This is a genomic window from Streptomyces shenzhenensis (assembly GCF_021462265.1).
Taxonomy (GTDB): Bacteria; Actinomycetota; Actinomycetes; order Streptomycetales; family Streptomycetaceae; genus Streptomyces; species Streptomyces shenzhenensis.
Genome location: NZ_JAJONF010000014.1, coordinates 193,615 through 212,606 on the forward strand (window position 1 = coordinate 193,615; position 18,992 = coordinate 212,606).

Genomic DNA, 18,992 nt, shown 5'->3' on the forward strand with positions numbered 1-18,992 from the left:
CGAGAGGAATCACGGTGGACAACGACGCACTGCTCGCCCTCCTGCAGGCCGACGGCGACATCATCACCGAGCGCCTCGACCACTGGGCCCGCACCCGCGCGGACCGGGTGTTCCTGCACTACGGCGAGGACCAGATCACCCACACCTACGCCGAATTCGGCCGGATCAGCGATCACATCGCGGGCAACCTGGCCGCGCACGGTATCGCCAAGGGCGACCGGGTCAGCGTGCTGACCACGAACTCGTACGTCGCCGCTCTGCTGATGTTCGGCATCTGGAAAGCCGGAGCCGTCTACTGCCCGGTGAACTTCGCATTCACCGGCCGGCTTCTCGCCTACCAGCTCAACGACACCGCACCCTCGCTGCTCGTCACCGACGCCCGGCTGCTGCCCGCGGTCAACGACGTGGCGGACCAACTGCAGGCACCGCCACCGCTGGTGGTGTACGCACCGCCCCAGAGCGCCCATGACCATGTCGCCGACGTCGCGGCACTCCATCCACGTCTGCGCGCACTGCCCTGGGCGTCGCTGACCGCCGAGGCCGAACGCCCCGACGTCCGGGTCGGCTTCGACGACCCGGCCAACATCGTGTACACGTCGGGAACCACCGGGCCGGCCAAGGGCGTGGTGCAGCCCTACCGGTGGATGGCCCAGTACACCTTCGGTCTGCGGATGCCGCTGACCGCCGACGACGTCATCTACAGCGACCTGCCCATGTACCACGTGGGCGGCGCGATCGCGAACGTGGCGCGAGCCGCGTGGACGGGATGCGAGGTGGCCCTCTGGGACCGGTTCAGCCCCGATGACTTCTGGAGACGGATCTCCTCCCGCGGCGCCACCACCGCGATCCTGCTCGACGTGATGATCCCCTGGCTGATGCAGCGGGAACCCACCGCGGACGACCGCGCGAACACCCTCAACAAGGTCTACCTGCAACCCCTCCCGCTCCACCACGCCGAGGTCGCCCGCCGATTCGGATTCGACTTCGTCTTCGCCGGATTCGGCCAGACGGAATCCGGTGCCGTGGTGAGCGCGTTCATCGAGGAGACGGCGGAGGGCCGCGGAACCCCGGCCCACCTCTACCGCGGCCTCTCACACCGCGAGATCAAAGAGGTGGCGGCACAGCGCGGACAGACCGTCCTTGCCGGCGGCACGGTCACCCGCAAGGGATTCATGGGCCGGCCTGTGCCGTTCTTCGAGGTCGCGGTCCTCGACGAACACGACCGCGAATGCGGTGTCGAGGAGCCCGGACAACTGGCGGTCCGGCCCCGGCTGCCCGGGCTGACGATGCTCGAGTACCTGGGCAGACCGGAGGCGACGGCCGCCGCGTGGCGCAACCTCTGGCTGCACACCGGGGATGCCGCGGTGCGCGGCGAGGACGGTCTGCTCTACTTCGTGGACCGGCTCGGCGACCGCATCCGGGTCCGCGGCGAGAACCTCTCGTCGTACCAGGTCGAAGACGTGATCAACCAGCTCTCCGGGGTCCGGTACTGCGCCGTGTTCGCGGTCCCGTCCGAGGAGGGCGACGAGGACGACGTCGTCGCCTTCGTCGTCCCGGCCGAAGGCACCCGGCTCACCGTCCAGGACGTGCACGACCACGCGCGCGCGGCGATGCCCAAGTACATGCGGCCACGTATCGTACGCATGGTGAACGACCTACCCCGCACCCCGACCAACAAGATCGAGAAGTACAGGCTGCGCCGGCAGATCCTCGACGAACTCGGGCACGGCACGTCATGACGGAAGAGGCGGCCTGGGCACGGGCGCGCACCTCACGGGAGGGAAAGGACCACGAGACCCGGACCAGGCTCCTGAGCTGCGCGGAAGAGGTCTTCGCCGCGCACGGGTACACGCGGGCCACCATCGCCGACATCACCCAGGCGGCGCATGTCTCCCGTGCCTCGTTCTATCTGTACTTCACCTCCAAGGCGGACGTCTTCACGTCCGTGGCGTCGGCGGTGCGCGACGAGTTCCTCGCCGCGCACGAGGTGCCCGGCGTCGACGAGGACGATCCGGTGGCCCTCGGCCGGGCGTCCAGCGCCGCCTTCCTCACCGCCTATTCCCAGCACCTCGATCTGCTCACGGTCATCGAGCACCAGGCCCTCGCGGACCCCGCGATCGCGGCGGTCTGGACGGAGATCCAGGAGCGGCCGCGGCGGCGGATGATCCGCTACGTGGAGCGGCTCACCGCTGCCGGGCAGGCCGATCCGGCGGCGGACGCCGAAGCGGTCGCCGATGCCGTTCTCGGTATGTTCGCGCGGTTCGCACGGCACCGGATCACCGATCCGGCGCACTTCGAGAACACCGTGGACACGCTCAATGCCATGTACCTGCGCCTGCTCGGCATCGACACCCGCGAAGTCTGAACACCCTGCGCGGCCCGGGGGCCGCGTCGGCCGGGTGCCGGGGTACCTCGACGACGAGGACGGCAGCAGTGGCGACGCCCGCGATGCCCCGGCTCGTACGCCGGGGACGGCGGATAGGGGAGTGCGAGCTGCGCGGCAGGCGGGCGGTCCATGTACCCGGCTTTCGGGCAGTCGTCGACGTCCGGACACTCTTCGACGGTCCGGTTGCGCAGTTTGCAGGGGAGACCTTCTCCGGACTACTTGTTCGTCCGGCGACCCTTGCGTCGTCCTTCAGCTCTCTGCGTGCGCTGGTTGTGGCTCGTAGGTCTGCGGAAGGTCGCGCTCGCGGCGCATCGGGCTGGTGGCGAGGACGAGCCAGCTGGGCGCGACGACACCCGTCGTGATCCACATGGCCGGGCGATATCCGACGACGTCGCCGAGCATGCCGCCGAGCAGGGACCCGAGCGGGATGGTGCTGTGGTTGATCATCATGGCCGTCGCCACGACCCGGCCGAGCATGTGCGGCGGGCAGTAGGCCTGCCGGAAGCTGCCGACCACGACGTTGGCCACGGAAATGCCGATCCCGACGACGAAAGCCCCCACTGCGAAGAGCAACAGCCCCGGCCCTGCCGTGGTCATCGGCAGGAGCAGCGCGAACGGCGCGGTGGCGACCTGTAGGAGAAGAAGCCCGCGCGCGGTCCCGAACCGTCGGCTGACCCTCGTGGCCACCGCCGCGCCCACGATGCCACCGGTGCTGCCGCTGGTCAGCAGCAGACCGACCATGGCCGGGTTCAGCCCGACGGTGCGGACCAGGAAGACGACCTGGACTGCCTGGTAACCCATCAGCGCCATATTGATCACGGCGCCCCAGGTGACCATCGGCCGCAGGTACCGGTCCCGGCCCACGAAGCGGAGCCCGTCACTGATCTGCCGGCGGAGCGGGACGTGTTCCTCGTCCCGGTCGCGGTGCTGCTCGATCACGCTGATCCGCTTCAGGCAGACCGCGGACACCAGGAACGTCATCGCGTCGGCCACGAGCGCGGTGGCCGCGCCGAACGACTGCGCGAGCAGCCCCGCCGCCCCCGGCCCCGCGACCTGGGTGGCGGCCTCGCTGCCCTGCAGCTTGGCGTTGCCCTCCAGCAGGTCGCGGCCGTCGAGCACGATCCGGATGTACGAGTGGTAGGCGGTGTTGAAGCACACCGCCGCGGTGCCGCATATCAGGGCGACGACGACCAGGTGCTGAAACGTGAGCGCGTCGAGCCACGCGGCAAGGGGAATGCTCACCAGCGCCGCGACTGCCACCAGATCGCACGCGATCATCAGTGGCCGTTTGCGCATCCGGTCCACCCATGCGCCTACGGGCAGTCCCACCAGCAGCCAGGGCAGCCAAACCGCCGCGGCGAGCAGGCCGACGGCGGTGGAGCCGGCGTCCAGCATGTCGACCGCGATCAGCGGCAACGCGACCACGGTGATGCTGTTTCCCAGTCCGCTCACGGTCTCGCCTGTCCAGAGCAGGCGGAAATCCGGTTGGGTGAATACTCCCCAGCGGGTTCGCGGCCGGTCCGGCGGCTCATTCATCGGGTCCACACCGGGCATCATGCCGTGAGCTCTCCAACCTGTTGTACCGGTGGGGCGGTTGGGGGTCCGTACACAGCGGGCCGAGGAACACCCTCCGGTGTGGTCCGCTTACCGGCAGGAGCGGTGGCGCACGCGTCTGGCACCTCGTCCACCACTTCCTGGACGCCATGGTGTCCAGCGACGAGGCCGGCACTGCCGGCAAGGCCGTTGGCGTCGGCAGCACGGCGCCCGCGATGCCGCTCGTCCCCCAGGACCGCGCCCTCCACGGAGCCGCCCTGTGACCGGACCCGGCGCGCCGGATCCCCGGCTGCGAGGCGGCAGTTTGCCACCACGCTCCGCCCGCCCCGCGGAACCTGACCAACTGCTGTGCCCCCAGAGGTAATTGACGTGGTGGTTCAGGGGCTGCTTCACTGAGGCAGTGGCTGAGCCACTAGACCAAGAAGTCGCCGAACCAGTGGGCCGCTGGACCAGTGAGCCACTGAACCGCTGACCGAAGCCTGGGAGATCCTCCGTGGCCGTCGAGAGCATTCCGCGCCGAACCGTGGTCGACCTGCTTGAAGCACGGCTGCGTGAGGACATCCTCAGCGGCACGCACGGCCCTGGATCCCTGCTGCCCCCCGAGAGGGAACTGGCTGCCGGATACGGGGTCACCCGTACGACGTTGAAGCACGCGCTGATGCGGTTGGAGCAGGCGGGTCTGCTGAGCACCCGGCACGGCATCGGCACACGTGTCCTGGACTACCTGCGGACCGGTGGCGCCGACCTGCTTCCGATGCTGGCGGCACAAGACCCCAGATGGCTGCGGGAGGTCTTCGAGGTACGTCGGCACGTCGGCACCCTGATCGCCGGCCGCGCGGCCGGCCGGCGCACGGACCGGCAGGCTCGGCGGCTGGAGCACCTGCTGCGTCAGGTCGCGGACGGACCGGACGCCGACGCCGTCCAGCTCGCCGACGTGGAAGTGCATCGCGAACTGGCGCGGGCCACGGGCAACCGGGTCTACCTGCTCCTCACGAACACGCTGTTCAACGCCTATCTCCCGGTACGGGCCGCGCTGCGGGCGCCGTTCGAGGACGCGGCGCGGGCGGCGGACCGCCTCGCGCCGGTGGTACGGGCCGTGGCCGGCCGGGACGTCGCGGAGGCGCGGCGCGCGGCGGAGGCGTATCTGGCCGACACCGAGAAGCTCATGCTCGGCTCGATGAGCGGTCCGCGCGGCCGGCCGCGAGCCGGCAGCCCCCGGTAGCCGCGCTCCCCGGCCGCGACTCCGGGTACACCGGTCCCGGCGAGGCGAGGCGAGGCGTGCGCGGCTGACCGGCCCGGCCTCGATGGCCCCGATCATTCGTACGCTGATGCCCGTTCACCCTACGTACCCCGGTATGTCATGTCCGGGACAAGGTCGAGCGAATCGGATCCGGGCCATCCCCCTATGACGGCCGTCCGTCCACCGTGGGCGCGGCGGCGACCGACAACACAAGGAGCATGGTGAGCAGATCAAGCAAGAGACGCGGCGTCCTCATCGGCGTGATGCTGTCCGCGGTCATCGGCGGCTCCGTCCAGCCGGCGATCGCAGCGCCGCCGCGGGACGCGGGGGACCAGGCCGCGACGTTCCGGAAATCTCCGGTGGGGTCGGCCGAACAGGAGATCGCACGAGCGCTGTCCGCCTCGCTGCGCGACCCGCAGTGGCGCAAGCAGGTCCGTGCGGCCGCGCTCGGCACCGAAGAGGTGGACCTCCAGGCGCTGGCCGGCCGGACCGCCTCCCCGGAGGGCAGGAACCTGTACGCCTCCGTCTCGGCCGCGGACCGTCGCATCGCGGGCCTGAAGGGCCTGCCCGCATCGACCGGCTCCCTGCTGCGCCTCCGGCTGGCCGCGCCGTCCATGCGGTCGCACCTGGACGCGGCGGCCACCCCCTGGATCGCCGTCGCCGCGGCCGACGACGACGCGAAGAACCTCACGGCGTACGACAGCCGAGGCCACGCCCACGCCGTCGGCACCGCCCACGTCCCCGGCCGCCCGCTGTACATCCTGGACATCGACGTCACCAAGGCCCACCGGGCCGGCCTGAAGGTGCTGCAGAAGGCCTTCGCCGACAAGGGCCTGACCTCCCTCCGGTCGAAGGCGGCGAACAGCGCCCAAGCCGCGAGCGCGGCGGGCTGGTGGGCGACCAAGGTCACGGCCGTCGAGGTGAACGACGACCAGGAGCCCTGGTTCAAGGGCGCCGCCGAGATGTTCTCGCTGGTGACCGGCTTCGGCCAGGACGGCAAGGCGCGGGTCGACTCGGTGGACATGCCGTACCTGGACTACGACGGCACCGTCTACTACCCGAACCAGATCCTGGTCAACTGGTCCAACTACAAGTACAACCTGGCCGACGTCGTCATGATGGAGGACGACGACGGCACCAACTACCGTGCGCTGGCGCAGGCGATCACCACGGCGCTGCTCACCGTGACCGACCAAGGCGCCTACATCCCGTTGGTGAACGCGGTCCTGAGCGCGATCCCCGACAGCTGGTTCACCGACGACCCCGACTACGTGGAGTCCTGGTACACCCTCGCCCAGAACTCCACGGGCCGGCTGAACGGCGCCTCGGGCAACGGCTGGATGACCGTCGAGCCCTACTTCGTCGAGGGGTTCTAGACCTCGCACCTGAGCGCGGACCGGCCCCGAGCGTCGAAGAACGCGCCGGTCCGCGCCGAGGAGGCGGCCCGCCTGACGTATGAGACCGCACGTGGCATGCGGCTTGGCGAAGACCTCGCGGAGCCCCCGGCTCATTGTTGGGCAGGCCGCGGTGAAGGTCTTCTTTCCCGGCCGGGGTGAGCATGGGGGCGTGGTGTTCGCTCTTGCCGACGTCCAGGCTGGGACAGATGCCGATGTCGCCGGTGTCGATCACGTGCTGTGTCCTCCGGTGGCACTCGCCCGGCTGCCACGGCACTGATCGCCACATCCACATGGCGAAAGGCCTCCGACCTGTGGACAGGCCGGAGGTCATGCCTCTGACCAGCGGTCCGGCAGTGCCTTCGGAGATGGTGACACCACCCCGGGCCATGCGCTCGACAAGGGGAGGTGGTCATGTCAAGTCCGAAGGCCAGTAACCCCGTTGCGGGGCCGCGAAGACGGTAATGGGGGGAGCCGGTCCCGTCCACCGAGGCCCACCGGCTGTCCGCCGGGCGGGCGCGACGGTGTGGCGGCCTGGAGTGCGGTGTTTCACGCGCAGGCATCCGGGCCGCCCGGATGCCTGCGCGTGGCTGCGGGCCGGTCAGCTGTTGGCGTTGAGGAGGGGGTAGTAGCCGGAGGCGTGGCCGGTGGCGGTGGGGTGGTAGGACTCCCAGGTCGGTGAGATGACGATGGAGTGCAGCCAGCCGTCGCCCGAGCACAGTTCGTGCCCGTTGAAGGTGGTGCGGACGTCACCGAAGGCGAAGCCGTGCGCGGCGGCCCTGCTCTGGATGACGCTGTCGAGGGTGTCAGAGGCCTCGTCGATCTTGCGGTGCTTGGTGTCGCTGAGCCCGACGCAGAAGACGTTGAGCGTGTAGAGGTGCGGGTAACCCAGCACGACGACCTTGGCGTTGGGGGCCTTGGCCCGGATCGCGTCGTAGGTGGCGTCGAGGCGTGCGGGCAGGGTGTTCTGCGCGTAACTCTCGGCCTGGTTGACCCGGTTGACGCAGTCGGAGTCCGAATCCGTGGCGCAGGCCGTCATGACGTCGGCGAAGCCCGCGTCATTGCCGCCGATGGTGACCGAGACCAGGGTGGTGGCGGAGTTCAGCGGGCCGAGCTGCGAGTTCGTCACGTCCGTGGTGACCGCGCCGGAGCAGGCCGTGTCCGCGAAGGACGACGGGGCGTGCGCGTTCTTCCAGAGGTAGGGGTAGGAGCTGAAGCTGCGGTGGCAACTGCCGCTCGCGCTGTCGTAGTTGCCTGCGCCGTTGCCGGCGGAGTACGAGTCGCCCAGCGCGACGTAGACCGGGCCGGCGGCCTCGGCCGGAGCGGCCAGACCCAGGCTGACGAGTACTGCGGCGCCCAGGATTGCGAGCACGGACAGCGACTTGGTCGATCTCACGGGACCTCCAGAAGCGGGATGTCGGATTCCAGCGGGCGGTGCACGAGAAGATGCGCTTAAGTGACGTGGGCATGACAGGTCAACCCTCTTGGCACTCCGCGTTCGCACCCTGGTCTCAAGGAGTGGAACCAGGGGTGGGTACAGGGAGAGGGCTGCCGCGAGAGGGTGGTGATGCCCCGGTGGGGCCGGTGGGGCGGGGTGGGTGCCATGGCCGACGCGGCCGGCGGGACCGTCAGCGCATGCCGGTGCTGTACGTGGTCGGCGTTCCGGTCACGCCCTTGGGGGCGGGAGTTGAGGTATGCGCGCCGCCGGCGTCATAGGTGAATGTCCTGGCGCGGTCGGGTGACCTGCGGTGTGCCTCGCCGTGCTCGGTGCGGACGCGGCCGTCGACGGTCGCGCCGGAGTCGCGGGTGCCGTGCGCGCCGTGGATGCCGCGTGCGCGACGGCGGTGGGACGGCGGCCTGTGTGAGGTGCTCTCGACGCGTTGCGGCTGCCGGGAGTTGCGCTCGAGTGCCCTGTGGCGGTCACGCCGTCGGGGGAGTTGGTGGCGGTGGGGCGGGGCTCGGCGGACGTCGGGCGGTTGCCCGGCGAGGACCCGCCCGGGGAGGCGGTGGAGTGTGGCGTGGGGCCGGTGCGAGTGGTGAGGGGTGTGGGTGCGGTTGCCGTTGTCGTTGTCGGGCCGGACGCTGTGGCGATCGGTCCCGTGCGTCTCGCAGTGCTGGACTTCTTGATCCGCATGCGTTCCTCCTGTGGGGGGATGCGGGTCAGAGGGGAGACTGGGTGCAGCACGAGCCCACCGGTGGGTGGGTCGGACGTGTTCCTGACAATTTCACTACTGAAGTATCGTGAGCGAAGGGGGTGTCGGCAAGGCATCGGCCACAGAATTTACGCGCGTAACACCTTGCTCTCCAGCGCATCTCCGGCGGCCTCGACCGCCGCTGCGGGCGCACTCGTCACCGGGTGCCAGGGGTGCCAGGGGTGCCAGGGGGTGCGAGGCGGGTGCGTGGCAGCGTCTGCGCAAGTCCCTGCCGGCCGAGCTGCACGCACTCGGCGCCCGGACGGGTCGAGGGCGGTGATCGACGGTTCTCGCGTGCGTGCCACGAAGGGCGGCCCCAAACCGGACCGAGGCCGGTCGACCGTGCCCGATCAGGCTCCAGGCATCGTCGGGTGTCGTGGGCCCGGGTGAACACGCCCGCCGAGTGGTTGGGACACCTTGATCGTCCGTGCCCCGCCGGCCCGCGGTGCTGGACAGCATCCGTCGGGCGCACGCGCGCGGCGCGCGCCTGGCCGGGTTCTGCAGCGGCGCCTTCACCCTGGCCGAGGCCGGAGGCCTCGACGGCCGCCGGGCCCACAGCCCACTGGCAGTGGGCGGACTCCTTCCGCGCCCGCTTCCCCGCCGTCCACCTCGAACCGGACGTGCTGTTCGTGGACGACGGCGACATCCTCACCGCCGCCGGAAGCGCGGCCGCACTCGACCTCGGGCTGCACGTGGTCCGCCGCGACCACGGCGCCGAGATCGCCGACTCCGTCAGCCGGCGACTGGTCTTCGCGGCCCACCGCGACGGCGGACAGCGGCAGTTCGTCGAGCGTCCCATGCCCGACCTCCCCGACGAGTCCCTGGCGCCGGTCCTGGCCTGGGCGCAGGAACGGCTCGACCCGCCACTCACGATCGCGGACCTCGCGGCGCGGGCGGAGGTCAGCACGGCGACCCTGCACCGCCGCTTCCGGACACAGCTGGGAACAACCCGCTGGTGTGGCTCACGGGCGAGCGTCTCGCCCTGGCCTGCCGGTTGATCGAGCGGGGCGAGTCACGCTTCGAGGTGGCCGCGCGGCGCAGCGGCCTGGGCACCGCTGCCAACCTGCGCACACTGATGCGGCGCGAGACGGGCATCACCCCGTCCGCGTACCAGCCCCGGTTCGGACCCGACGTGAACTGACGCCGGGCACCTCCATGCCGGCAAGGCAGCCGAAGGGGCACGCGATCGAGTCCGCCGAAAACGAACCCGCGCTCAACGCAAGTGGTGCGGCAGCGGCGCCTCAGTCCTCCGGTGGCGAGTTCGGCCGGGTCGGTGTGGACGGCGTGGCCGGTTGTCGCAGCAGTTGTTCGATGAGGCGTTCCTTGGCGAGGGCGAGGTGGCGCCGGTAGGTGCCGTAGGGCACCCCGAGCCGTCGGGCGGCGGCCTTGTGGGTACGGGAGGCCGTGATGTAGGCGGCGGTGACAGCCTCGTGGGCTCTCACGCCCGCGGGGTCGGTCTGTATCGCGTCGAGGGCGGTGATGATGGCGCCGCGCAGGTCCGCGGCCGGGTCGGGTGAACCCGGCGTGACGAGATGGGAGTTCAGCAGGACGCTGGTGGCGAATTCGCGGGGGGTGCGCCAGGTGCGCAGCGCTTCGACCACGCCGTCCGCGAACGCCGCGCGCGGCAGCCGGCCGCCTGCGGCACTCGTGGTGGCAGTCGCGGGCCACGTCGCCACGGGTGCGGCCGCGGCGCGAGCCCGGTGCTGCACCCACTGTTCCACCGTCTGCCGTCGCCAGTCCCGGCCGAAGATGTGGTGTTGCCTCCCGCCGACGTCCACGGCCGCGAGCTCCGGCATTCCGGCCTTGGCGAGGTAGCGCCCCCACCGGTCGGCGTCCTCGAAGACGGTGAAGGTCACCGCGCGTCCGTGGGCACGCATCTCCTCGCCGATGGCGCGCCGGCTGATGAGCTCCATCAGGGGTGAGGGCCGCTGCTGCCCGCCGGGTTGCACCGCGAAACGGCGGATGCCCAGGTGCTGGCCCGGCCGCAGGGAAGCGACCGCCTCCACGAGGTTCCAGACCGCTGCGATCACCGGGTCCGCCGCGAGGTCCTCGGGCCGTGGCGCATCCAGCCGCAGGCCGGCCATGAACGACACGGGTGCGGGCGAGCCCGCGTGGCGGTGGACGCGGAAGGCCTCCGGCTGGTGCCGCACCCAGTGCGCGACCGCGGCCGCCGACGCCGGGCCTTCCGCTTCCTCGGCCATGCGCAGCACGCCGGGCACGTCTTCGGGCCGGAGCGGAGTGTCTTCGATGTGCGGGTGCGTCCGGTAGTTGTAAAGGCTGTCCGGGCCGCCGTGGTTGCGGAACAGGAACATCCACTCCGCGACCCGCAGCAGCGCGTCGTCCTCGGCCGCGCCGCGCACGGCCCGCAGGCCCGCGAGTGATACGCGGACGCGGACGTCGTCGTATCGTGCGGGGTCCCGCCAGCGCAGGTCGGCCTCGAGGGTGGCCCGCACGGCGTCGTGCGGGTGCAGCCCTTCGGGCGTGGCCTCGATGTAGGGCAGCTGACGCAGCCAGGCGAACACCGTGTCGGTGTCCTCGTCGCCCAGCACCGCGCGCAGCAGGGGCTCGCGGGTGACGTAGGCCTGCGCGACGACCTCGAGGGCTCGCCGGTGGACGGCGCTGGGCAGGTCCCCCACCAGCCGCTCGACCAGGGTCGTCAGGACGTCGCCGGTCGGCTCCCACGGCGCGCCGGGTTCGGCCGGTGGCACGGAGGCGGCCAGCGAGAGGGCGAGCGGGCTGCCTCCCGCGAAGGCGACGAAGGCGTCGCACTGCTCGGCGGGGACGCCCCGAACGGCGAGCAGGGCGCGGGACTGGGCGGCGTCCAGCGGCCGCACGGGCAGTGCCGTGAAGAGCTGCGCCCATCCAGGATCCAGCGACCATTCGGCGTCAGGGGCGATCCTGCTGGCCACCATGACGATCGCGCGGTCGGCGAGCCGCAGCAGGAAGGTCTCGCGCAGCCACGCTTCGAGTGGCTGACACTGCTCGAAGGTGTCGATGAGCAGCACGGTGCCGGGTTCGGCGCACGCCGGGGCCGCGGCCTCCTCCAGCCGGCGCGGGTCGGCGTCGAGGAACCGTCCGTCCACCCGCACCACGTGGCGGCCGGAGAGTTCGGCCTGCCGGGCGGCCCAGCGCAGCAGCGAGGACTTGCCGATGCCGCCGGGACCGTGGAGGTAGGCCACGGGCGGCGCGTCCGGGGCGCCCGACAGCATCCGGTCGAGCACCGCCCGCTCCGGTTCCCGGCCCACCAGCGCATCGGCCCGTGCCGCGGCCAGCCGGTCCGCCAGTCCCGCCGCTCCCAATCCGCGCTCCTCTGCTTCTGTGCCGTCTCCACGCCCTGGACACCGCCGGCCTGTTCACAGCTGCGCCGCCGGGCTGCTCCTCATGGTCGCGCCGCTCAGCCCGGCTTCACCGGCGAGCGCCGCGGCCGGCCCGGTATCCGGCCGCCGCCTGACCCGCCGCGGTCTGCGGACTCCGACGTGTCCCGAGTCCTCATGCTCCACCTCTGCGGCGGCGGGACCCGGCCGAGCGAGGCGGCGTCGAGCGCATGTGGTCGCGCACCGGCGCCAGCAGACCGGCGAGAGCCCTGACGTCGTCGCGTGAAAGCGGCTCGAACAGGAGGCCGCTGACCACCTCGACGTGCCCCGGCAACACCTTCGCAAGCAGCTCACGCCCGGCGTCGGTGATGGTGACGGTGATGCTTCGCTCGTCCTCCAGCGAGGGAGCCCGGACGACCAAGCCCTCCTTTTCGAGCAGACCTGCCTGGTACGTCAGGCCACTGCGGCTGTAGACGACGCCGTCGGCCAGGTCCGTCATGCGCTGACTGCCCGTCGGCGAGTCTCCAAGGCGGGCCAGCAGCTGGAACTGCACATAACTGAGATCGCCGCTCTCGCGCAGCTGCTGCTCGACCGCGTGCCGGAGCAGGCTGGTCACTTCGATGAGGTCGAAGTAGGCGCCGAGCTGTACGGGGTCGAGTGACGGCGGTTGATCAGGCATGACCGGAGTCTACTGCTTCGAATTCGAAGAGTGTGGTGGGGCGGACCGGACGGACGCGCGTCTCCCGGGCCCGATGCCGTGACCTCCTGAGCGCACGGTGTGGGCAGCGTTGGGCCCGACTGAGCACCGCAGAAGACGGAGATCGGGCAGTGGTGCGGCGCAGGGTTGCGAGCAGGAGGACGGCGCCGCCGCCCGCGAATCCCGAGGACCGGTCATGACCATCCCCTATCTCGCGCAACGCGAGGACCAGCAGCAGCTCGAGTGGATCGGCGGGAGTGTCTTCAGCGTCCTGCTCGACGCCGAGGCGACCGGTGGGCAGCTGACCGTCGGCCGCTTCGATGTCAGCAAGGGCGAGGCGCCGCCGTTCCACGTGCACAACAACGAGGACGAGGTCTTCCTGCTCCTGTCCGGTTCGGCGCTGGTGTGGGCCGACGACGAGGAGCACGAGTTGCGGGAGGGCGGCATCGTCTTCCTGCCCCGGCGCATCCCGCACGGTTACCGCATCACCTCCGAGAAGGCGGACCTGCTGCTCGTCTCGACCCCCGGTGGACTGGAGAAGATGTTCCGCCACGCGGGCCGTGACCTTCGTGAGCCGCGCCCGGAGGGTTTCGAGATCCCCGCGCAGCTGCTCGCCGAAGCCGCGGAACTCTCGGGCAACGTCGTCCTCGGCCCTCCCCGGTGACGGCACCGGGGCCCGGCCGCAGGGAAGAACTTCCGGCCACGGCGCCGGGATGAGCACCGCCGCGTGGAGTCCGGTGTCCTTGGCCGTCGTGAGCGCGGGTGCCGGCTGTCCGCGTCCGACTCGCCTGCTCGCGGACCGGGTCGCCGAGGCCGTGTGCCGGTCGCCGGCGGCCGGCGGTGCGCGCGCCCAGGCGGAGGTGGTGGACCTGCACCGGCTGGCGGCCGACCTCGCCCGCTCACACCGGCAGTGACCGACCACCACTTGCTTCGAATTCGAAGCAGGGGTAGTCTCCTCACAGTTGCTTCGAATTCGAAGTAGCTCGGATCGCAGTGAAGGTGAGAACCGCCATGAAGGCAGTGCGTTTCCACGAGTACGGTGACCCCGGCGTCCTGCGCCACGAGGACGTGGAGCTTCCCGTCCCCGGGGCCGGTGAGGTCCGCATCCGGGTCGCCGCGACGTCGTTCAACTCCGTCGACGGCAACATCCGCGGCGGCTTCATGCGCGGCCCCATCCCGGTGGTGCTGCCGCACACGCCCGGCATCGACGTCGCCGGCACCGTCGACGCGCTCGGCGAAGACATCCACGGCCTCGCGGTCGGCGACCAGGTCATTGGCTTCCTGCCGATGGACAAGCCGGGCGCCGCCGCCGAGTACGTCCTCGCCCCGGCCGGGATCCTCACGGCAGCACCGAAGAACGTCCCGCTGGCCGATGCCGCCGCGCTGCCGCTGGTGGGTCTGACCGCCTACCAGGCGCTGTTCGACCACGGCAAGCTGACCGCCGGGCAACGCGTGCTGGTCAACGGCGCGGGCGGCGCCGTCGGCGGCTATGCCGTGCAGCTGGCCAAGAACGCCGGCGCCCACGTGATCGCCACGGCCAGCCCGCGCAGCAGCGAGGCGGTCACATCCGCCGGCGCCGACGAGGTCATCGACCACACCACCACCAGCCTGACCGACGCGGTGACCGAGCCGGTCGACGTCGCACTCAACCTCGCACCGGTCGATCCGGCCGAGCTGGCCGCACTGCTCACCCTGGTCCGACCCGGCGGTGTCGTCGTCAACACCACGGTGTGGATGCCCGCCCCCAGCGACGAGGAACGCGGCGTGCGCGGCATCGACCTGTTCGTCAACAGCGACGCCGGCCAGCTGGCGCAGCTGGTCGCGCAGACCGACCGCGGCGAGCTGCGCGTCGACATCGGCGAGCGGGTGCCGCTGGCCGAACTGCCGGCGCTGCACGCACGAGCCGCCGAAGGCACGGTGCACGGCAAGGTCATCGTCGTCCCGTCCACCGCCTGACCCCGGAAGACAGGGACCATGTCACTCGGTCCGGATCCCGAAAGAGCCGCGGCGCCGGCCCCGATGGCCGCCGCGATGGCGGACACCGCACCACCGGCCGTAGGCGACGCCGCGGCGCGCGCCCTGTAGGAGTCGATCAACGGCGCCGCGGGAACCGCCCAGCCGATCCCCGCCGACGTCAAGACCGGCGAGCACTACGCGACCGCCGGCGACGGCGCGCAGATCCAGATGCGCTGGTACGCCAAGGACGGCGCCGCCCCGGGCCCGGCGGTGACCACGTCGACGGTGTGGACTCCGGTCGAGCCCCCACGCAGCAGGCGGGCGAGGGCGAACCCGAGCGGCTGGACGGCAAGCCTTTCGACCGTGGTCGAAATGTGTGACTGGTGCGGGCCGTCCGCTGCAGACTCGGTGAGCGGAGTCAACCTGTGCGAACCGAGGGGGAGTACATGCGCAAGGAAAACCGGTCAGGCGGGGGCACGAACACCAGGAAGGCCGGCGTATTGCTGGCGGCCACCGCGCTCACCGTGGGTGTCGCGGTGGCGACCGCGCCCTCCGCGGCTGCCGCCAGTCCGTGCTGGGCCAGCGGCACCCAATGGTGGTGCAACAACGTCTCCGGCGCACCGGTGTACGGCACGGTCGGCGACAACCACATCTACCCCGACCCCAATACCGTCGTCGGCTACATGTACTCCAACCCGAGCTGGTTCTACTGCAAGGAAGACGACCAGGCCTGGGTGGGCGGGCCGCATTCCACCCGCTGGGAGATGACCGTCGCGGACAATGGCCAGCTCGGCTTCATGAAGGACACGGCGATCTCGAGCGAGACCGACCCGCTCCCGAACTGCTACGGGTGATCCGCCCGGCGCGCCGACCGGGTTCCTCGCAGGCTGCTTGCAGCGCCGGAACACCGCCGACGCTCCCGGCCAGTTGACCAACCCCGCCCACTCCTGCAGCGCTTCTGGAGTCTGCTCACATGCGTATACGCAAGAACCTTGCTGCCCTGGTCAGCGCCGCGGCGTTGGCGCTGACCCTCCAGACCACCACCGCGCCCGGCGCCTCGGCAGCCTCCGGCTGCTGGTACAGCGGCAGCCACTGGTGGTGCAACAACCTCGCGGGTGCGCCGGTCTACGGCTACAAGGATCTCGCGCGCTTCTACCCCGACTCCAGCCGCGTCGTCGGCTACATGTACTCCAACCCCAGTTGGTTCGACTGCCGGTACGACGGAGGCCAGCCCGACGAGTACGTGGGTGGACCACATCCCTACCGCTGGGAGTGGACCGAGGCCGACAACGGCCAGTGGGGCTGGATGAAGGACACCGCCATCGGCAGCGAGACCAACCCGCTTCCGGCCTGTTGGTAGACGGCCGACCGTACCCAGCGACACACGGGGAGAGACTGAAATCCGGCAAGCGTGCCCTGGCGGCCGTGGCAACCGCCGCGCTCTCCGCCGCCCTCACACTGACAGCGGCGCCGTCCTCGTCCGCAGCCTCCGGCTGCTGGTACTCCGGCAGCGAATGGTGGTGCAACAACGTGCAGGGTGCCGCCGTCTACGAGCCCTCGGAGACCAACGGACACCCGCACGCTGATGTCGTCGTCGGCTACATGTTCGAACCCGAGCTGGTTCCGCTGCCGCCGCGACGACGGCCCCTGCATCGGCGGACCGCACCCCGACCGCTGGGTGTTCACCGAGGCCGACAACGGCGAATGGGGCTGCATGAAGGGCACGTCCATCTACAGCGAGACGGACCCGTTGCCCACGTGCTGACGGTGATCAGGACGCTCGGCGGCGCAGCCACGCCGGGCCACTTGAGCTGACGCTTGTCCGGCCGTTCCGCAACCGTCTTTCCAAGGGACGTCCCCGGCCCCGGCCGCTCCGCCTCCCTCCGGATGTACGACCGTTCGTGGCGGCGCACGCCCGGAAGGGGATGCGGGCAGCGGCCGGGGTGGTGGAGGCCGTCTCAGCAGACGGGGACGTCGGGCAGCTTGTTGTCCGGATAGCTGATGTAGATGTTGGTGATGTAGCCGCCGTACAGGGGGAGATACGCCCACCAGTCGTTCGTGTACTGCCCGATGGTGACCTCCTCGCCCTGCTTCTGGCAGCCGATCAGCGCCTCGACCCCGGCGGGCAGCCGGGTGAGCACCTGCGAGCTGGTGGTCGTGTCGGCGCGTACCTGCACGTGGGAGCCCCACGTGCCGTACCAGGAGCCGGAGCGTGGGACGGAGCCGGGGACGTTCAGCGACCGTACCAACGTGTCGAGGGCGCTGTACGCGGCGCCGAACGAGGTGTCCTGCGGGTGCAGGGTGAAGACGGCGACGATCGACCGGTCACCCGCCCCCACGGTCCCCGTGGTGTGCAGTGCGGGCCGGGTGAGGTCGACCCCCGCGTCCGGGGCGGCCGCGGTCCGTCCGGCGGCGGCCGAGGCGGTCGTGCCGGCGCAGTCGCCGCTCTCGCCGAAGCCGGACCAGCCCTGTTTGACCGCCCAGGGCTGCTGGAAGGATGCCGGGATGCCGAAGCGCTGGTCGAAACCGTCGATGCCGCATCGTGTGGAGGCGCGCAGGTCACCCATGATGATGTCCCGCAGTGCGGTGGGGGCGCTCTCCAGGATCCAGCGGTAGATGCGCACGGTGTCGGCCGCCGACAGGGCCGTGTAACCCCAGTAACCGGGGTAGTCCGGCGGGGGGTCGGCGGTGTCCGTCAGGCCCAGGCGGGGGATCATCCGGTCGATGATCGCCGAGCCGCCGTCCTGGGACCAGTAGTAGTCCGCCGCGGAGTCGTCGCTGGAGCGCAGCATGCTGTCGAGGCGGGCCCGGTCGTCCGACGGCAGGCCGTAGCCGGGGCCGTGGTCCCACAGGTGGTCGAGAGCGATCAGGAGCTTCACCACCGAGGCGGAACGGAACTGCATGTGGATGTTCGACTGCTCGGTGAATACGCCGGTCTGGCGGTCGTACACGGCGATTCCGGCTGTGACGCCGGGCGGTATGGTCACCCTGGCCGTGCGCGGGGTGGCGGTGGGGGAGGTGTCGGCGCGGGCCGGTGCAGCCGTGGCGAACAAGGCGGCCAGCAGGACCGACCAGGCCGCCATGAGCGCGAACCGGCCTCGCGGTCTGGGCGAAGATCTGGACGACATTTACGACTCCCTGTTCAGACGGGGCCGATGGGGAACGCGTCGGGGCCGGCCACGGCACGAGGGGCCGGCCCCCATGCGTGCGTCAGCAGTTGCGGACGGACCAGACGGGGTCCCAGTTCTGGGTGCCCACCTGCGGCGGGGAGAAGGCGCGCAGCACATTCCCGTTGGCGTCGTAGAGGTAGGAAGTGACCGACCCCGTCTGCTTGTTGAGGTAGTAGCCGTCGCCGTACCAGTTGGAGAGGTAGTAGCGGTTGCAGTTGTAGAGGTAGAAGATCTTCCACTTCGACACGGTCTGGTCCCACACCTCGAGGCAGAGGTTCCCCGCCCCGCAGGTGAACGTCTGGTCGTCGGCGCGGTAGCTGACGTCGGTGGCCGGAGAGATCGTCGGAGAGACGGCGGCCACGGTTTGTGCGTGGTCACTGGTACGGGGGCCGGGGGCGATTGCCGCCTGTGCCGGTCCGGTGGTGAGGACGGCCATCAGCGTGCAGACCACCACACCGATGCTGCCGAGCAGCGAGCGCTTCGCGCGCATGGATGAGACCTCCGTCGGGACGACAGCGGGACGTCTGACAGCGGCACCGATCGTGCCCTGACGGCGACGATCGCCGATCGCGCGGGCCCGGTAGAAGCCTTTCGAACCTCCTCGAAAGGCCGGTGTCCCCGTGCGCGCTCACACCGCCCCCACCGACGGTCAACACGCCCAGGCAGCAGACCTGTTGTGGCACGGAGCGATCGACAGGACCCCACTGGTACGGCCCACGGCCGCCGTTGACGCCCTCTGCGCCGACAGTCACCGTGGTCCGGTCACCCACGATGAACAAGCGTGACCAGAACACGGTCGTCCGACCGTGGGCAACCACTACACGTGCATGCGCCGACATCGCCATGCCGGACGGGAGACTGCCGAACCATGCGTACGAAGCGCTCGCTTCTCGGACTGTGCGCCGCCCTCACGATGGTGCCGGCGCTCTTCGCCGCCCAAACCGCGCAGGCCGCTTCGGCCTCGCACGGCACCTCGCACGGTCACGTCATGACCATGCCCGCAGCGCCGGAGGCGGCGGCTCACCCGGCGACGCTCCTGGCCGTCGCCCCGTCCGCCTCACCGGCCGTCCGCACGGCCTACGCCGGTGC

At 70.8% G+C, this 18,992-nt stretch carries 16 protein-coding genes and 2 pseudogenes; 12 read left to right on the top strand and 6 right to left on the bottom strand.

What is annotated here, in order from left to right; all coding sequences use genetic code 11:
• The first annotated feature begins 14 nt into the window (after positions 1-14).
• Both LQ326_RS20210 and LQ326_RS20215 read left to right on the top strand, forming a co-directional pair.
• Positions 15-1,739, top strand: a complete 1,725-nt coding sequence (locus LQ326_RS20210; RefSeq protein ID WP_234538603.1) for a class I adenylate-forming enzyme family protein — start codon at positions 15-17, stop codon at positions 1,737-1,739.
• Complete coding sequence (locus tag LQ326_RS20215; protein WP_234538604.1) at positions 1,736-2,365, top strand: TetR/AcrR family transcriptional regulator; 630 nt, start codon at positions 1,736-1,738, stop codon at positions 2,363-2,365. Before LQ326_RS20210 ends, LQ326_RS20215 begins: the two co-directional genes overlap by 4 nt.
• A gap of 270 nt (positions 2,366-2,635) precedes the next feature.
• Here LQ326_RS20215 and LQ326_RS20220 read toward each other — a convergent pair whose 3' ends face one another.
• Positions 2,636-3,943, bottom strand: a complete 1,308-nt coding sequence (locus tag LQ326_RS20220) for an MFS transporter (RefSeq protein ID WP_308401966.1) — start codon at positions 3,941-3,943, stop codon at positions 2,636-2,638.
• A gap of 490 nt (positions 3,944-4,433) precedes the next feature.
• Between LQ326_RS20220 and LQ326_RS20225 the strand changes: the two genes are divergently transcribed.
• Together LQ326_RS20225 and LQ326_RS20230 are read left to right on the top strand one after the other, a co-directional pair.
• Entirely contained in the window at positions 4,434-5,162 is a 729-nt protein-coding gene (locus LQ326_RS20225) for a FadR/GntR family transcriptional regulator (protein ID WP_234538606.1), read from the top strand.
• 236 nt (positions 5,163-5,398) lie between these two features.
• The gene (locus LQ326_RS20230; protein WP_234538607.1) at positions 5,399-6,556 is read left to right on the top strand and encodes a DUF3103 family protein; all 1,158 of its coding nucleotides are present in this window, start codon (positions 5,399-5,401) and stop codon (positions 6,554-6,556) included.
• Positions 6,557-7,175: 619 nt separating this feature from the next.
• Here the strand turns inward: LQ326_RS20230 and LQ326_RS20235 are convergent.
• Positions 7,176-7,970 (bottom strand): SGNH/GDSL hydrolase family protein, encoded by a 795-nt coding sequence (locus LQ326_RS20235; RefSeq protein ID WP_234538608.1) that lies wholly within the window; start codon positions 7,968-7,970, stop codon positions 7,176-7,178.
• A 1,223-nt stretch (positions 7,971-9,193) separates the two neighbouring features.
• Here LQ326_RS20235 and LQ326_RS20240 point away from each other — a divergent pair.
• Positions 9,194-9,907: pseudogene (locus LQ326_RS20240) on the top strand (helix-turn-helix domain-containing protein); the annotation flags it as partial.
• 100 nt (positions 9,908-10,007) lie between these two features.
• Here LQ326_RS20240 and LQ326_RS20245 read toward each other — a convergent pair.
• Together LQ326_RS20245 and LQ326_RS20250 are read right to left on the bottom strand one after the other, a co-directional pair.
• A complete protein-coding gene (locus tag LQ326_RS20245; RefSeq protein WP_234538609.1) occupies positions 10,008-12,065 on the bottom strand; it encodes an ATP-binding protein in 2,058 nt (685 codons plus the stop codon).
• Between the two features lie 190 nt (positions 12,066-12,255).
• A complete protein-coding gene (locus tag LQ326_RS20250; protein WP_234538611.1) occupies positions 12,256-12,759 on the bottom strand; it encodes a MarR family winged helix-turn-helix transcriptional regulator in 504 nt (167 codons plus the stop codon).
• A gap of 214 nt (positions 12,760-12,973) precedes the next feature.
• Here LQ326_RS20250 and LQ326_RS20255 point away from each other — a divergent pair, with 214 nt between their 5' ends.
• From LQ326_RS20255 to LQ326_RS20280, 6 genes are all read left to right on the top strand, one after another.
• The gene (locus LQ326_RS20255; protein ID WP_234538613.1) at positions 12,974-13,441 is read left to right on the top strand and encodes a cupin domain-containing protein; all 468 of its coding nucleotides are present in this window, start codon (positions 12,974-12,976) and stop codon (positions 13,439-13,441) included.
• Positions 13,442-13,490: 49 nt separating this feature from the next.
• Positions 13,491-13,691, top strand: coding sequence for a hypothetical protein (locus LQ326_RS20260; RefSeq protein WP_234538614.1), 201 nt, complete (start codon positions 13,491-13,493; stop codon positions 13,689-13,691).
• A 97-nt stretch (positions 13,692-13,788) separates the two neighbouring features.
• Complete coding sequence (locus LQ326_RS20265) at positions 13,789-14,733, top strand: NADP-dependent oxidoreductase (RefSeq protein ID WP_234538616.1); 945 nt, start codon at positions 13,789-13,791, stop codon at positions 14,731-14,733.
• A gap of 446 nt (positions 14,734-15,179) precedes the next feature.
• The gene (locus LQ326_RS20270; RefSeq protein ID WP_234538617.1) at positions 15,180-15,587 is read left to right on the top strand and encodes a hypothetical protein; all 408 of its coding nucleotides are present in this window, start codon (positions 15,180-15,182) and stop codon (positions 15,585-15,587) included.
• 119 nt (positions 15,588-15,706) lie between these two features.
• Positions 15,707-16,093, top strand: coding sequence for a hypothetical protein (locus tag LQ326_RS20275; RefSeq protein WP_234538618.1), 387 nt, complete (start codon positions 15,707-15,709; stop codon positions 16,091-16,093).
• Positions 16,094-16,158: 65 nt separating this feature from the next.
• Positions 16,159-16,548 (top strand): hypothetical protein, encoded by a 390-nt coding sequence (locus LQ326_RS20280; RefSeq protein ID WP_234538619.1) that lies wholly within the window; start codon positions 16,159-16,161, stop codon positions 16,546-16,548.
• A 143-nt stretch (positions 16,549-16,691) separates the two neighbouring features.
• Here LQ326_RS20280 and LQ326_RS20285 read toward each other — a convergent pair whose 3' ends face one another.
• Positions 16,692-17,861 carry a hypothetical protein gene (locus LQ326_RS20285; RefSeq protein ID WP_234538620.1) on the bottom strand — a complete coding sequence of 390 codons (1,170 nt, stop codon included), beginning with the start codon at positions 17,859-17,861 and terminating at the stop codon, positions 16,692-16,694.
• An 82-nt stretch (positions 17,862-17,943) separates the two neighbouring features.
• Entirely contained in the window at positions 17,944-18,393 is a 450-nt protein-coding gene (locus LQ326_RS20290; RefSeq protein WP_234538621.1) for a hypothetical protein, read from the bottom strand.
• Between the two features lie 378 nt (positions 18,394-18,771).
• Here LQ326_RS20290 and LQ326_RS20295 point away from each other — a divergent pair.
• A pseudogene (locus tag LQ326_RS20295) lies at positions 18,772-18,992 on the top strand (hypothetical protein); the annotation flags it as partial.